This window comes from Bradyrhizobium sp. NAS80.1, from assembly GCF_001908205.1.
GTDB lineage: Bacteria > Pseudomonadota > Alphaproteobacteria > Rhizobiales > Xanthobacteraceae > Bradyrhizobium.
Map to the genome: position 1 here is coordinate 1 of NZ_LGHL01000232.1, position 13,961 is coordinate 13,961.

Annotated in this window: 15 protein-coding genes; 10 read left to right on the forward strand and 5 right to left on the reverse strand. The window is 64.2% G+C overall.

Translation table 11 applies throughout. The features are described from left to right. The first annotated feature begins 130 nt into the window (after positions 1–130). The 5 genes from AC629_RS38625 to AC629_RS38645 are packed head-to-tail and all read left to right on the forward strand — an operon-like array spanning position 131 to position 5,071. Entirely contained in the window at positions 131–1,417 is a 1,287-nt protein-coding gene (locus AC629_RS38625; RefSeq protein WP_084809938.1) for an ABC transporter substrate-binding protein, read from the forward strand. Further along, entirely contained in the window at positions 1,414–2,337 is a 924-nt protein-coding gene (locus AC629_RS38630) for a carbohydrate ABC transporter permease (RefSeq protein ID WP_084809939.1), read from the forward strand. The genes AC629_RS38625 and AC629_RS38630 overlap by 4 nt, the downstream gene beginning before the upstream one ends. Then, on the forward strand, positions 2,330–3,187 hold the full coding sequence (locus tag AC629_RS38635) for a carbohydrate ABC transporter permease (RefSeq protein ID WP_084809940.1): 858 nt from the start codon (positions 2,330–2,332) through the stop codon (positions 3,185–3,187). Before AC629_RS38630 ends, AC629_RS38635 begins: the two co-directional genes overlap by 8 nt. Before the next feature lie 10 nt (positions 3,188–3,197). Then, a complete protein-coding gene (locus tag AC629_RS38640; protein WP_084809941.1) occupies positions 3,198–4,307 on the forward strand; it encodes an ABC transporter ATP-binding protein in 1,110 nt (369 codons plus the stop codon). Next, a complete protein-coding gene (locus AC629_RS38645; RefSeq protein WP_084809942.1) occupies positions 4,304–5,071 on the forward strand; it encodes an SDR family NAD(P)-dependent oxidoreductase in 768 nt (255 codons plus the stop codon). Before AC629_RS38640 ends, AC629_RS38645 begins: the two co-directional genes overlap by 4 nt. Positions 5,072–5,129: 58 nt before the next feature. On the opposite strand, the gene AC629_RS38650 is transcribed toward AC629_RS38645, so the two are convergent. Genes AC629_RS38650 through AC629_RS38660 form a run of 3 tightly spaced genes read right to left on the reverse strand, consistent with a single transcriptional unit; the run spans position 5,130 to position 8,722 of the window. Further along, positions 5,130–5,603 (reverse strand): GlcG/HbpS family heme-binding protein, encoded by a 474-nt coding sequence (locus AC629_RS38650; protein WP_084809943.1) that lies wholly within the window; start codon positions 5,601–5,603, stop codon positions 5,130–5,132. A gap of 58 nt (positions 5,604–5,661) precedes the next feature. After that, positions 5,662–7,158, reverse strand: coding sequence for an aldehyde dehydrogenase family protein (locus tag AC629_RS38655; protein WP_084809944.1), 1,497 nt, complete (start codon positions 7,156–7,158; stop codon positions 5,662–5,664). Between the two features lie 16 nt (positions 7,159–7,174). Then, a complete protein-coding gene (locus AC629_RS38660) occupies positions 7,175–8,722 on the reverse strand; it encodes a hypothetical protein (RefSeq protein WP_210419175.1) in 1,548 nt (515 codons plus the stop codon). A 277-nt stretch (positions 8,723–8,999) separates the two neighbouring features. Here AC629_RS38660 and AC629_RS38665 point away from each other — a divergent pair, with 277 nt between their 5' ends. From AC629_RS38665 to AC629_RS38685, 5 genes are all read left to right on the forward strand, one after another. Further along, positions 9,000–9,773, forward strand: coding sequence for an iron-containing redox enzyme family protein (locus tag AC629_RS38665; RefSeq protein WP_245332132.1), 774 nt, complete (start codon positions 9,000–9,002; stop codon positions 9,771–9,773). Between the two features lie 10 nt (positions 9,774–9,783). Beyond that, positions 9,784–10,116, forward strand: a complete 333-nt coding sequence (locus tag AC629_RS38670; protein ID WP_084809946.1) for a 2Fe-2S iron-sulfur cluster-binding protein — start codon at positions 9,784–9,786, stop codon at positions 10,114–10,116. Positions 10,117–10,182: 66 nt separating this feature from the next. Continuing rightward, entirely contained in the window at positions 10,183–10,479 is a 297-nt protein-coding gene (locus AC629_RS38675; protein WP_074120116.1) for a ferredoxin, read from the forward strand. A gap of 38 nt (positions 10,480–10,517) precedes the next feature. Further along, positions 10,518–10,862 (forward strand): 2Fe-2S iron-sulfur cluster-binding protein, encoded by a 345-nt coding sequence (locus tag AC629_RS38680; RefSeq protein WP_084809958.1) that lies wholly within the window; start codon positions 10,518–10,520, stop codon positions 10,860–10,862. Between the two features lie 167 nt (positions 10,863–11,029). Further along, complete coding sequence (locus tag AC629_RS38685; protein ID WP_084809947.1) at positions 11,030–11,803, forward strand: GntR family transcriptional regulator; 774 nt, start codon at positions 11,030–11,032, stop codon at positions 11,801–11,803. 119 nt (positions 11,804–11,922) lie between these two features. Here AC629_RS38685 and lpxB read toward each other — a convergent pair whose 3' ends face one another. Together lpxB and AC629_RS38695 are read right to left on the reverse strand one after the other, a co-directional pair. Next, positions 11,923–13,101, reverse strand: a complete 1,179-nt coding sequence (lpxB, locus tag AC629_RS38690) for a lipid-A-disaccharide synthase (RefSeq protein WP_084809948.1) — start codon at positions 13,099–13,101, stop codon at positions 11,923–11,925. Then, positions 13,098–13,955, reverse strand: coding sequence for an LpxI family protein (locus AC629_RS38695; protein ID WP_084809959.1), 858 nt, complete (start codon positions 13,953–13,955; stop codon positions 13,098–13,100). Before AC629_RS38695 ends, lpxB begins: the two co-directional genes overlap by 4 nt. Between the last annotated feature and the right edge of the window lie 6 nt (positions 13,956–13,961).

A 13,961-nucleotide genomic window follows, 5' to 3' on the forward strand; every position in this document is an offset into this window, starting at 1 on the left:
GCCGCGCTGGCATTCGCGGCTTTCTGCCTCGCTTGCCGCGGCGGCATGCCGGCCGCATCGACGGAGGCCGCCTGAGATTGCCAGTTACTGCGCGGCTCTCGCGAACAGTTCACACCGGGAGGAACTTGCCATGCCGATCACGACAACAAGGCGCCGTCTGCTCGCTGGATCTGCGGCCACGCTTGCGCTGCCGGCTTTTGCCCGCGCACAAGGCGCTGTCAAGCCGCGCCTGACCGCGATCTCGCAATGGTCCGCGGGCAGCGATGGGGCGGCCATCACAGCACTTGGGAAGAAATTCGAGGAGAAAGGCGGGGTTTGGCAGCACTCGCCCGTCCCCGGGTTCACCACCGAGATGATGAACAAGCTGCGCGCCCAGATCATCGCCGGCGATCCGCCGGCATGCTCGCAACTCAAGGGTCCCGAGATTGCGGCCTGGTCGAAGATCGCCCCGACCGTCGATCTCGACGCACTCGTCGCTGCCGCCGGTTACGAAAAAGTCGTCGCTCCAGACCTTGCGAAATTGCACAAGCCGGGCGGAAAGTGGATCGCGCTGCCGTTGCAGATCTACAGCACCAATATGCTGTTTCTCTCCAAACGCGCGATGGAAAAGGCCAAGGCTGACAAGATCCCCGTCACCTGGGCCGACTTCAATGATCTCGCCGAAAAGATGAAATCAGGCGGTGTCGCCTATCCCGTCGCCAACGGCGGCACCCGCCCGGACGATGGGCAGAAATTCGAGGCCGCTCTCGCCGGCATCAGTCCCGCCTCCTACCGCGCAGCCATGATGAATCTTGACGAGAAGGCGTTGAAGGGGCCCGAAATCAAGGCTGCGTTCGTGCAGGTCCGCAAGATCGCCGACTGGATGGACCCCAACGTCGGCGCCCAACACTTTTCGACCAACCTCAAGCGCTTCGTCGACGGCGACATGGGCATGATGATCATGGGCGGTTGGGCGCAGGGCGTATTGCGCAACGCCGGTTTCAAGTTCGACGACTTCATGATCGCCCCGGGCCCGAGCGACAATAGCAAGCCGGTCTTCCTGTTGAATGCCGATGCGTTCATCTTCTGGCAGCGCAAGGAGCCCGACCTGCAAGCCGGCCAGACACTGATGGCCCAGCTCGTCATGGATCCGGCGATCCAGACGATGTATTCGCAGATCACGGGATCGATCCCCGTGCGCACCGATGTCGATCTGTCCGGTGAAGGCTGGTCGGACGGTCAACGGCGGACCGCAGCAGCTCTTAAAGACGCGATCGCCAGCAATCAGGCCGTCCTGAGCCTCGCGCACAACATGGCGCAGGAGAACGGCCTGACCGCAGCGATGATCGACGTGATCACAGAGTTTGTGAAGAACAAGACGATCAAGCCGGAGCAAGCGGCCACACGCCTCGCCGAGGCCGTTGAGGGCGCACGTTGACCATCGCCGTTTCGACAAGACCTGGCCAGCCGGCGGCATCTAACTGGGTACGCCGGCTGCCCGAATATCTTACGATCTGGGTGCCGCTGCTGTTGTCCGCCGCGCACCTCATTGCGTTCTCGCTGTGGACGATCTGGATATCGTTCACACCATCCACTCTGGTCCCGGTCTCGGGCTGGGTGGGTTTGCGCAATTATTCCGCGGTTGCGGCATCGCGGAACTGGCAGATCGCCTTGGACAATCTGCTGCTGTTTGGCAGCGCCTTTGTGTTGCTGAGTCTGGCGACCGGCCTCATCCTTGCGATCCTGCTTGATCAGCGCATTCGCGGCGAGAACCTGCTGCGATCCATCTTTCTCTATCCCCTGGCGGTGTCGTTCGTGGTCACCGGCACGGTCTGGAGCTGGCTGCTCAATCCTGGTCTTGGAATCCAGAAGCTGGTCCACGACCTCGGCTGGACCTCCTTCCGGTTCGACTGGCTGATCGACCGCGACATGGCGATCTGGACCATTGTCATCGCTGCGATCTGGCAATCCTCCGGCTTTGCCATGGCGCTCTTCCTCGCCGGCCTCCGCTCCGTCGATGCCGACCTGATCAAGGCCGCGCAGATCGACGGCGCCGGACCGATCCGGATGTACCGGCGCGTCATCCTGCCGACGCTCTGGCCGATCACCATCACCGTCATCGTCATCCAGCTGCAGTTCGCGATTTCGACCTTCGACCTCGTCCGCGCGCTCACCAATGGCGGGCCCGGAATCGCGACCCAGCTGCCGGCCCTCGTCGTCTATGACCTGATGTTCCAGCGCAGCCTGCTTGGACGCGGAGCGGCGGCGGCAGTCCTCATGTTGCTCATTCTTCTCGCGGTCTTGCTGCCATATGCAGCGTGGCGTTATGTCCAGCGGCGGCGGGCGATCCATGCGTGACCCAAACTTCCCACCAAGCCGGATTCTGATCTATCTCATCGTTTCGCTGATCGCTGCAGCATGGCTCGCGCCATTGGCTGTTGTCGTGCTGAATTCGCTCCGTACCAACGAGGAGATCGCGCAAGGTTCGATGATCGGCTGGCCGCAACACCTGGCCTGGAGCAATTACGCCGCCGCCTGGAGCGGTTTCTGCGTCGCCGAGACCTGCGCCGGCATCCGGCCGTACATGCTGAACTCCGCGCTCGTGACCATTCCCGCGACAATCTTCTCCACCCTGCTTGGTGCGATCGCCGGTTACGCAGTTTCGCTCTGGCGCTTTCGCGGCGATAGCTGGATTTACGGCATCGTCACGCTCGGCATCTTCCTTCCGCAGCAGATGCGTTTGCTGCCCTGGACCATCGTGCTGCGCGATACGGGCCTCATGAACACGCTCACGGGCTTGGTCGTGATCCACACGATCCAGGGACTCTCCTTTACCACCTTGTTTTGCCGAAACTACTACGTTGCCATCCCGCAGGAGTTGATCAGAGCTGCGCGCATCGACGGCGCAGGGTTCTTTCGCATTTTCTGGCGTATCATCCTGCCGCTCTCGCCGCCAATCCTGGTCGTCACCGTGATCTGGCAGTTCACGCATATCTGGAACGAGTTTCTCTACGGCGTGACATTCACGACCGGTCAGCAGCAGCCGGTCACCGCCGCGCTGATCGCGCTATCCGCCGCGGTCGCCGATATCCCGCAGCATGGCGTGCAAAGCGCCGCGGTGATGATCGCCGCCCTGCCCACCCTGCTGATCTATCTGATCGGCGGAAAGTACTTCGTCCGCGGCTTGACCGCCGGCGCAGTGAAATGACGGAGTCGTCATGGCAGCATTAAGCATTCGCGCCCTGTCGAAGCGCTACGCCAATCTGGAGGTGCTGAAAGGCATCGACCTCGACATCGAGAGCGGCGAATTCACGGTGCTGGTCGGACCGTCCGGCTGCGGCAAATCCACGCTGCTCAACATCGTCGCCGGGCTCGATCGCGCGAGCGACGGCACAATCGAGATCGGCGGACGCGTCGTCAATGACGTGCCGCCCAAGGACCGCGACATCGCCATGGTGTTCCAGTCCTATGCGCTCTATCCGTCCATGACGGTGCGCCAGAATATCACCTTCGGCATGGAATGCCGCCACGTGCCGAAGGCGGAGCAGGAAAAGGCGCTGGCGAATGTGGCCAAGCTGCTCCAGATCGAGCCCCTGCTCGGCCGCAAGCCGTCGCAGCTCTCCGGCGGCCAGCGCCAGCGCGTGGCGATGGGGCGCGCCCTGGTGCGCGATCCCCTGCTCTTCCTGTTCGACGAGCCGCTGTCCAATTTGGATGCCAAGCTGCGCGTCGAGATGCGGATGGAGATCAAGCGGCTGCACCAGCGCATAGGCGCCACCATCGTCTATGTCACCCACGACCAGATCGAGGCGATGACGATGGCCACCCGCATCGCCGTGATGCATCGGGGCGTGGTGCAGCAGTTTGCCGACCCGGACACGGTCTACCGCTACCCGGCCAATCTGTTCGTCGCCCGCTTCATGGGTTCGCCCCCGATGAACACGATGCCGGCGCGGCTCGAGGCCGATAGCGGCGGCCCGCTGGTCGTGATCGGCTCGGGGCGGCCGGACGAGGTTCGCCTGCGCCTGACCGGATATGACGCGGCAGCATCCTTTATCGGCCGCGAGATCGTGTTCGGCATCAGGCCGGAATGTATCGCAGAGGGAAGCCGCATCTTTTCCGATGATGCGCCCATCGTCGTCAACGCGCCGGTGGAGATGGTCGAGCCCACCGGCGCCGAGACCATTGTCCTGCTGCGGCTCGGCGGCGAGCCTGCGCTAGCGCGCATCTCGCCGGACATCCGCCCCACACCTGGCACCCCAGCCCCCTTCGCGCTCGACACGCGCCGCATTTGCCTGTTCGACCCCGAGACGGAGCGACTGATCGCATGACCCAGACGAGCTATGCCGGTCTCGCCGACCGCGTGGTGCTGATCACCGGCGGCGCCAGCGGCATTGGTGCCGCCTTCGTACGGGCTTTCGCTGCCCAAGGCGCCCGCGTCGCCTTTCTCGATATCGACGAAGCAGCCGGCGAGGCCCTGGTCGCGGAGGTGGCCGCCGCGTCCCGCACAGCGCCAATTTTCGTGCCGTGCGACCTCCTGGACATCGCCTCCTTGCGCGCCGCAATGGCAAAGGTCCACAAATCGCTCGGCGATGCCGCGGTCCTCGTCAACAACGCCGCCAACGACCAGCGCCAGGTGTTGGCCGAGGTGACGCCGGCCGAGTTCGACTGGATGATCGGCGTCAATCTCAAACACGTCTTCTTTGCAGCTCAAGCCGTAGTCCCGCAGATGCAGGCGCGCGGCGGCGGTTCGATCATCAACATGTCGTCCATTGCATGGATGCGCGGTGCGCTGGCGCTGCCGGTCTACGCCGCGGCGAAGGCGGCAATCGTCGGCTTCACCAACTCGCTGGCCCGGCTGGTCGGCCCAGACCGCATCCGCGTCAACGCGATTGCGCCCGGCATGGTGATCACCGAACGCCAGCGCCGGCTGTGGTATCCGAACGAACAGGCCATCGCCGAGCTGCGCGCACGCCAGGCCATTCCCGATGCGGTCACACCCCACGACATCGCGAATATGGCGTTGTTTCTGGCGTCCGACGAAAGCCAACGCATCACGCGCCAGTGCTTTCAGGTCGACGGGGGCCTCGGCTAGCTAACTCGCCGTCGCAATCGTGTCCGGCGGGGTGACTGCCCCCCGTTCGCATCGACGCTCATTTTTTGATGTCGGCGGCGACGAGCACCCGATGGTTGGTCAGCAGCTCCTGCAAGGCCTGCAGCGCAGCCACGCCGCAATGCGTGTCCTGCTCGCCATTGCCGCCGCTGAGGCCCACGCCGCCGACCACTTCGTCGTCGACCACGATCGGAAAGCCACCGACGAACACGGCGAACCTGCCCTCAAAACTCCACTGGATTCCGAACGCCTCGTTGCCGGGAAGCGCCGGTCCGTTCGGCAACTGGTTAAACAGATGCGTTGAGCGCTTGTGGCCGGCGGCCGTGAAGGCCTTATTCCAGGCGATCTGCGGGCCGGTGACGCGCGCGCCGTCCATCCGTTCGAGGACGAGCGGGTAGCCGCCGTCGTCCACGATGCAGACCGTCTCGGGCACACCTATTTCGGCGGCCTTTTTCAGCGCTGCGGCCGCCATGTGCCTGGCTTCCGATAGTTCGAGCTTGATCGATTTCTTCATCTCTTACCTTTTCCGTCGACCGCGACGCCGCGCGCGCGGCATCGCGTGGAATTGTTCTTCAGCATCCGCGGTACACGGTCTTGATCTGCGTGTAGAATTCCAGTGCGGCGCGGCCGGACTCGCGGAACGTCGATGTGCTCGACCGCTTCACGCCTCCGAACGGCGCATTGATCAGATTGCCGGTCGTGGTGCGGTTGATCTTGACGGTTCCCGACTGAATGTCATTGGCGAAATCGTGCATGATGCGCGGGTTGCGCGTTACGATCGCGGCCGACAATCCGTATTCGGTGTCGTTGGCCTTGGCGATGGCGTCCGCGTAGGACTCGACCTCGATGATCGCGATGACGGGGCCGAAAATTTCCTCGCGGGCGATCGTCATCTGCTGTGTGACGTCGGTGAAGATCGCCGGTGCAACGTAGTAGCCGCCATCATAGCCGGCGCCGGAGAGCCGTTCACCGCCGTAGAGGTGCGTCGCCTCCTGCTTTCCGATCTCGATATAACGCAACACCGTCTCGAGCTGCTTGGCGGTGGCGAGCGGCCCGAGGTCCATTCCGGCGACGAGGCCGTTGCCGACCTTCAAAGCCCTGACCCGGGCAACCAGCCGCTCCGTGAATTCGGCGCGCACCTGCTTCATCACCAGGACACGGCTGGTGCCGGTGCAAGCCTGGCCTGCAAGCGACAGGCCGCCCTTCACAGTCAGATCGACCGCCCTATCGAGATCGGCATCGTCCATCACGATCAGCGGATTCTTGCCACCCAACTCCATCTGCGTGCGCGTCGTGAAGCTGACCGCCCGGCAAATCTGTTCGCCGGCCGCTGTCGATCCGGTAAACGAAATGGCGCGGATCTCGGGCGCTTCGGTGATGGCGGGCCCGACCTCGCCGGCCCTGCCGGTGATGAAGTTCAGGACGCCCTTGGGCAAGCCCGCCGCCACCAACGCCTCGGCGAGACGGTAGCCGCTCAGCGGCGCATCCGACGACGGCTTGAAGACCACCGTATTGCCGGCAACGAGGGCGGGCGCGATCTTGCGTGCCGGGATCGAGACAGGAAAATTCCACGGCGTGATGATCGACACGACGCCGAGCGGCTCGCGCAGCGTGTAGACCGTCATGTCGGGGTCGTCGTTGGGAAAGACTTCGCCCACCAGCGACTGGCCTTCCACGGCATAGAATCGCAACGTCTGTGCCGAGCGCAGGACCTCGTCCTTCGCGAGGTTGAGCGCCTTGCCCATTTCGCGGGTCATCTCCCGCGCCATCTGGTCTGCATGGGCCTCGAGACGATCCGCCGCGCGATTGAGAATGGCTGCGCGAGCCGAGATTGGCGTTTTCTTCCAGCGTTCGAACGCGGCCTCGGCCGCGTTGACCGCGAGCTTCGCCTCGGCCGCCGTTGAAGCCTGGAAGCGACCGACAATGTCGGACGTGTCGGCCGGATTGGTGTTGTCGAACGGCTTCGCAACGCCGCGCAACTGCTCGCCATTGACGAGATTCGGGAACTCCTCAACCTGCACGCCGTGTTCCTCGGAACCGCGGGCACTCGTCGTCGCAGCCTCGCTCATGATGACCGAACCTTCTTCAATGCCAGATAAGGACCGCGCAGATCGTCGAGGTCACCAGCCCCACCAGCACCGGCACCATCACCGTCTGCACGATCTGGAATACCGGCACGCGCGCGAACCCGGCCACCGCGATCAGGGACGACCACGCCACCAGGGTGCCGCCCCCTGTCCACACCGCGCCCATCTGGCCGATGGCCGCGAGCGTCGCGGGATCAAGCCCGACGGTCGGCGCCAGCGCGCCCGACAGCGATCCGGTGAGCGGCAGGCCGGCAAAACCCGACCCGTCGATCCCGGTGATCATGCCGGCGATCAGAACGCCGAACGCGACGAAGACCTGGTTACTCGGAATCCAGTGCTGCGCAGCCTGGACCAGTTCGAACAGGAGATTGGGCGCCTGAGCCGCGGGGACGCCGAGGATCGGGGCGGACAATCCCTGCTCGGCGCCGAGGAAAAAGAAGCCGGCGATCGGCAGCACCGATCCCATGGCCTTGAACGCGAAGACGAAGCCCTCGGTGACATGGTCGGCGCTGGCATCGAGGAATTCGCGCAAATCGTCGGTGACGAACGAGGCGCAGATCATCAGTACGGCGGCCACGCCGCCGACCAGCGCCGCAGCGTCTCCGCCCTTGAGGTCATGGCCGATGCCAAGCTTCGAGAGCACCATCACGACAATGACGCCGAGGAAGGCGAGCGGCGTCACCACCGCGAAGATCTTCGACCATTTTTCGCGAGAACCCGGAATCGCGGCAAGCGCCCTGTCGATCTGCGCTTGGCTCGCGAGTGGCTTCTGGTCGCTGGCGGTGCCACGGGCGATCTCGGCCTTGTCGAAGGTGCCCTCCTCCGCAACGCGCGCGAGTTCGCCGCTGCTCGACTGCGCCTGCCAGCGCTCGAGCAGCTTGTCATCCGGCTTGGTGATGAGCTTGCGGATCGCGAAGTAGCCCAGCACGAGCGCGATGCTGCCGGTGATCAGCGACAGCACCAGCGCCCGGTCCGCGACCGTGGCGGCGCTGACCGCAACACCCGCGGCCTTGGCGCTGATGCCCGGAGCGACGCCGATGACATAGTCCGATGACAGCGCCATGCCCTGGCCTGCGATCGCGATCGCCAGCGCACCACCGAGCGGCGGCAGCCCAGCCGCGATCGCCGCCGGCAGCAGCACCGCCGAGACCAATGGCACCGCCGGTGTCGGCCAGAAGAAGAGTGAGATGACGTAGGTGATGCCGGCCAGAACGAAATAGGCCGTGTGCCCGTCCTTCATCACAGCGCGGAACGGCTCCACCATGCGGATGTCGGAGCGCAACACCTTCAGCGCGTTGAGCAGCGCGGTCATCAGCGCGATCACCAGGAAGATGTTGAACAGCTCCTTTGCCGCTGTGAAACTTGCATTGAAGATGCTTGCGAGCGCGGCAATCGGACTGTGCGTCCAGGCCAACGCGACCAGGAACGTCGCGAGGACCGACGGCACGACCACGTTGGCGCGCCAGATCATTGTCAGGACGATGAGGGCCACACCAAACAGGTAGACCCAGTGCGCGGCGACGATCGGAACATGCGGCATAGTCATGCGATGCGTTCTCCCCAACGGCCACATTTTGTATACTGTATTCTGAAAACGCAACAACTAACTGCGACTGCCTTGCAGAGGCGTTTGAAGATCGGAACTATCACTAAATTATCTGATTGATATTACGTGCAAAAATACAAAATGACGCACCCGAGGCCGGATTTCCCACAGCCCGACTTGTTGACGATCGGCTAAAATTGTATACTGTATACTGTTATTGCAAAGGCCCAACGGCCGCGACGAAGCCGGCCCACCCTTTCGGCGACAGAGGAGCGCGATGATGCAAAAGCTGATGAACCATGTGGAATTCCGCACAGCCCTCGAGAATGCAATCAAGGGCAAGAGCGCCAACAAGGCTCCCTTCAGCATCGCCTGGGCGAGCGGCAAGTTGAGCCGAGCGCATCTCGCGAGCTGGGCAGAGAATCACTACCACTATGTCGGCCCGTTCGCCGATTATCTCGGCTACATTTATGCGCGGATGCCGGAGCAGTATCAGGAAGCCAAGGACTTCCTGCTCGCCAACATGTACGAGGAGGAGATCGGTGGCGACCGCCATACCGACCTGCTGATCCGCTTCGCCGAGGCCTGCGGGACGACTGCGGAACGCGTCAAGAATCCCGACAACATGACCGCCACGACGCGCGGGCTGCAAAGCTGGTGCTATGCGGTCGCGATGCGCGAGGACCCGATCGTGGCAGTGGCAGGTCTCGTGGTCGGCCTGGAATCGCAGGTGCCGTCGATCTACCGCAAGCAGACGCCGACCTTGCGCGAGAAGTACAAGTTCACCGACGAGGAAGTCGAGTTCTTCGACCTTCACATCGTGTCGGACGAGATTCACGGCGAACGCGGCTACCAGATCGTGCTCGAGCACGCCAACACGGTCGAGCTGCAGCAGCGCTGCCTGAAGATCTGCGAAATCGGCGCGCAGATGCGGCTGCTCTACACGACCGCCCTGTACCACGACTATGTCGCCAAGGACATTCCGCTGGCCGAACTCGACATGACCGAGAACAAGGTCCCCGCCGACGAGCGTGCCTTGCTGCAAGCCTGAGCCGCGCCGCATGCCCAACGTCGTCTTTCACAGGAACGGCCAGACCTTCCACGGCGAGATCCAGGAAAACACCAATCTCGTCGTGAGGGCGGGCATCCGACAGTTTCCCCATCCGAACTTCCTCTACGGCTGCGGCATGGGCAAATGCGGGAAGTGTGCGGCCCTGATCATCAAGGGAGCTGAGCACCTGCCCGAGCCGAACTGGAAGGAAAAGAAGCGGCTCGGCGCGAGAATCGAGGCCGGCTATCGGCTGGCCTGTCAGCTGTGGCTCACCCACGACGTGGAGCTGTCGCAGGAGGCAACGCCGCTCGCCGACGTGGTCGCAGCCGGCAAGGTCGGCTGACTCCTTGAGTGCACAGGTCCGCACCGGCCTTGCAGCAATTCTCGCCAAACACGGGAGACGTGAGCCATGTATGTGATCCTGACCAGCAAGGACGGACTGTTCCGGACCGAGATTGTCGACGGGCTGCGGCCCCTCGCCTCCTACGACTATCTGTTCTACGGCACCAAAAAGGCAACTTTCGTGATCGCGGAATTGCTCAAGGAAACCAAGATCAAGGTGATCGACGAAGCCTGGTCGCCGCCTATCGTGAATCAGGTGCCCTCCAAATTCCTCGAAAAATTCGCAACGCCCGAGCTGGCCTATCGCGAGCTCGAGCACCTCACCACGTTCGGCCACATGGACACAAAGCTGCGCAAGTCGTGACGTCCGAAAGCACAAATCCGCCCGTCGCGAAGACCGGCATGCTCGAAGTCACATTCGTGACCAATAACGGGAAGTCCGTCACGGCGCCCGTCAACAGTAATCTGTTGCGTATCTCCTTGCGTGAACAGGGCGGCATCCCCTTCAAATGCGGCGGAGGGATTTGCGGGACGTGCAAATGCCTCATCGAGAAGGGACTGGAGAACACCGACGCGATCAAGCCGAAGGAACGCAAGCACCTCACCGAGGAGCAATTCGCCGCCGGCTACCGGATGGCGTGCCAGACGTTTCTCACCGGCGACGTCAGCGTGTCCTGGACGCCGAGACCGGCCGCCGCAGGGGCCCGCCCGGTCTCGACGAGCTCTGCGTCCGATTCGCTCGATTGACAGGTTGGGCGATACCGGCACACCCGGCGACAACGGCTTGCCGCTGCGCAGTGGGCAGTCTAAGTACGTTGGTGCCGTCCCTGCCGGGAATTCCGTTCGGTCGGTGGCGGATCGGATCTCGCCGCGCGGTTTGGAAATCAAACCGGGGCGGCTGAGCAGGTCATCTCATGGCTAGCAGGCTGGGAAACTCGAAACGACGTCTGGGCGACGACTACCTCTCCCTCCACGACAGGGTCATCGAGGAGCTGCGTCAGGCCATCTTGAGCCGACGGCTCAAGCCCGGCGAGCGACTGGTCGAAGGGCGCCTCGCCGAGGAGCTCGGCGTCTCCCGCAATCCGGTGCGAGAAGCGATCCGCGTGCTCACGACCGAGGGCCTGGTCGAGGTGACGGCGCGGCGCGGCGCATCGGTCCTTGCCATGACCGACGAGGAGGCGCGCGAGACGATCGAGGTTCGCGCGCTATTGGAGGGACAGAACGCGCGGCTGGCCGCGCGCCGTCGCGATCAGGATATTCTGGCGCGGATCGCAGCAGTCCTGAACAAGGGCACCGAAGCCGTCACCGCCAGGCGCTTCGACCTGCTGTCCGGCCTCAACCAGCAATTCCACCACGAGCTCGCTGCGGCCGGTCGCAATCGCGTCCTCGCCGATCTGCTCAAACGGCTGCGCGAGAGAACCGCGATGTTGTTCGCGCCGGCCGATCCGGAGCGCCAGGCCAGGACCTGGGAGGAGCATGCCGGCATCCTGCGCGCCATCATCGCGGGCGACGAGCGCGCAGCCGCCACGCTTGCCGCAGAGCATGTGATGCGGGCCGGCGCCGATTTTCTATCGACCCTCCATATTCCCGAGGAAGACCCGTCGCTGGACGCAATGCCCGCGCGACCGAGCACGGCGGCCGGAAAGCCGCGGCCCCGCCGCGCCGCCGGCGGACGCGCGAAGAAGTAGCCCGGCACAAAAATCAGAATTAGAGCGTTTTCGAGCGAAGTGGATACCGGTTCGCGTAACGAAAACGCGTCAAAACAAAAATCTAGAGCCGCTCCGATTCCATCGGAACGGAAATGGCTCTAGCGGCTGCCCTTGTGCATCGTCGCCAGCACGATGTCGGCAGCGAGCACGCTCGGCGACTTGTTGCCGGTCGACATGATCGTGTCGAGCTGCGCGAACGCTTCGACCTGTTGCCGGCGCAGCGGCGTCTCCATCAACACTTCCGACAGCGCCTGTGCGAGCTTCTCCGGCGTGCAATCCTCCTGAAGGAACTCCGGGATGACATCCTTGCCGATCACGAGATTGGCAAGGATCACCGAGGAGACGCGGATCGCGCGGCGCAGGATGAAGGCCTCGATGGCGCCGACGCGATAGGCCGTCACCATCGGGATGCCCGACAATGCAAGTTCGAGCGTCACCGTGCCGGACTTCGTCAGCGCGGCATGCGCGATGCGGAAGGCGGCGCGCTTCTCGTTTTCGCCGAGCACGATCTGCGGCTTGACCGGCCAGCTCGCGATGCCTTCGCGCACGGTGGCTTCGAGATGCGGCATGGTCGGCAGCATCAGTTCGAACGCGCGCCCCTCCGCCTGCAGCCGGCCGAGGGCCGCGCCAAACACCTCGATATGATGCCGGATTTCGCTGCGGCGGCTGCCGGGCAGCACCAGCAGCACCGGCGGCTCGCCGTCACGGCACGTCCGCTCCTCCGCGTTCGGCCGCAGCGACGGCAATTGCTCGATCAGGGGATGGCCGACATAGCTGCATGGCGGCCCGCCGAGCTTGCGGTATTCCTCCGGCTCGAACGGCAACAGGCCGAGCACATGATCGACATAGCCGAGCATGGTCCGCGCCCGTCCCGGCCGCCAGGCCCAGAGCTGCGGCGACACGTAATCGACGATCGGGACCGCCGGATTTCGCGCCCGCACGCGACGTGCGACGCGATGGGTGAAGTCGGGGCTGTCGATGATGACGAGCGCGTCGGGCGCGGCCTCGGTCACGGCATCCACGGTCTTCCGGATCAGCCGCAAGATCTTTGGCAGTTGCTGCACGACTGCGGCGAAGCCGACGATCGACAGCTCCTCGATCGGAAACAGCGAGTGGAGTCCCTCGCGCGCCATGGTGCGGCCGCCGACGCCCTCGAACTGCACGCCGTCGCCGAGGCGCTGGCGCAGCACCTTCATCAAGGCGCTGCCGAGCCGGTCGCCGGATTCCTCAGTGGCGACCAGAAATATCTTCCGCTTGGGATCGCGAACCTGCATCATGCCGGCAGACCGATGATGAAGAGATATTTTGTGTCGGCGAGCGCGATCATGGCCTGCGGCTCGGCGGCAATGGTGTTCCCCGCGATGACCGCAATACCGGCAAGGCCGGCCTTCGCGACGCCCTCGATGGTGCGCGGGCCGATCGTCGGCAGGTCGAAGCGCAGGTCCTGCCCGCTCTTCGGCGCCTTCACCAGCACGCCACGCCCGGCCGCGGCGCGGATGCGGCCTTGCTCGCGCAGGCGCACCACGCGCGCGAGCAGCGCGTCGGTGCCCTCGATATCCTCGACCGCCACCACATGGCCGTCGATCACGACCGCAGCCTGGCCGATGTCGAACGGACCGAGCGCGGTCAGCACCGCACGTCCCCGCTCGATGTCCGTCTTGCTGTTGTCGTTCGGCCAGGCGCGGCTGATGCAGCCCTCGGGCATCAGGAGATCGGGGGCGACATCCTTGATGCCGACCATGCGAAAGCCGTCCTGCTCGAGGATACGCCCGACGCCGGACAGCAGATGATCGTCGCCGCCGCGGAAGGCGCGGATGACGTTGCCGAGCAGCCGAAGCGTCTTGAAGTCGAACCGGATCTCGGACAGCGCGGGCCGCACCAGGGTGCCGATGAAGATCAGGTCGCGGCAGCCCTCCTCGCGAAACAGGCGCATCGCGCGGCCGAGCTGGCCGACAGAAATCCAGCGATGGCGGAATTTCTCCACCCGCGCCGGATCGCAGGCACCGCGCAGCGGAAACAGCACCGGCGTGATGCCGCGTGCGGCGAGCGAGTCGGCGACCGCAAACGGCATGGCACCGCCGCCTGCGACCACGCCGACCGGCGATGAAATCTCCGTCGCCGCCGATGTCATGTCCGC

Excerpts from the sequence above, each read along its gene's own strand:
- AC629_RS38625 (WP_084809938.1), top strand. The coding sequence starts at position 131 with ATGCCGATCACGACAACAAGGCGCCGTCTGCTCGCTGGATCTGCGGCC.
- AC629_RS38635 (WP_084809940.1), top strand. The coding sequence starts at position 2,330 with ATGCGTGACCCAAACTTCCCACCAAGCCGGATTCTGATCTATCTCATC.
- AC629_RS38640 (WP_084809941.1), top strand. The coding sequence starts at position 3,198 with ATGGCAGCATTAAGCATTCGCGCCCTGTCGAAGCGCTACGCCAATCTG.
- AC629_RS38645 (WP_084809942.1), top strand. The coding sequence starts at position 4,304 with ATGACCCAGACGAGCTATGCCGGTCTCGCCGACCGCGTGGTGCTGATC.
- AC629_RS38650 (WP_084809943.1), bottom strand. The coding sequence starts at position 5,603 with ATGAAGAAATCGATCAAGCTCGAACTATCGGAAGCCAGGCACATGGCG.
- AC629_RS38655 (WP_084809944.1), bottom strand. The coding sequence starts at position 7,158 with ATGAGCGAGGCTGCGACGACGAGTGCCCGCGGTTCCGAGGAACACGGC.
- AC629_RS38660 (WP_210419175.1), bottom strand. The coding sequence starts at position 8,722 with ATGACTATGCCGCATGTTCCGATCGTCGCCGCGCACTGGGTCTACCTG.
- AC629_RS38665 (WP_245332132.1), top strand. The coding sequence starts at position 9,000 with ATGATGCAAAAGCTGATGAACCATGTGGAATTCCGCACAGCCCTCGAG.
- AC629_RS38670 (WP_084809946.1), top strand. The coding sequence starts at position 9,784 with ATGCCCAACGTCGTCTTTCACAGGAACGGCCAGACCTTCCACGGCGAG.
- AC629_RS38675 (WP_074120116.1), top strand. The coding sequence starts at position 10,183 with ATGTATGTGATCCTGACCAGCAAGGACGGACTGTTCCGGACCGAGATT.
- AC629_RS38680 (WP_084809958.1), top strand. The coding sequence starts at position 10,518 with ATGCTCGAAGTCACATTCGTGACCAATAACGGGAAGTCCGTCACGGCG.
- AC629_RS38685 (WP_084809947.1), top strand. The coding sequence starts at position 11,030 with ATGGCTAGCAGGCTGGGAAACTCGAAACGACGTCTGGGCGACGACTAC.
- lpxB (WP_084809948.1), bottom strand. The coding sequence starts at position 13,101 with ATGATGCAGGTTCGCGATCCCAAGCGGAAGATATTTCTGGTCGCCACT.
- AC629_RS38695 (WP_084809959.1), bottom strand. The coding sequence starts at position 13,955 with ATGACATCGGCGGCGACGGAGATTTCATCGCCGGTCGGCGTGGTCGCA.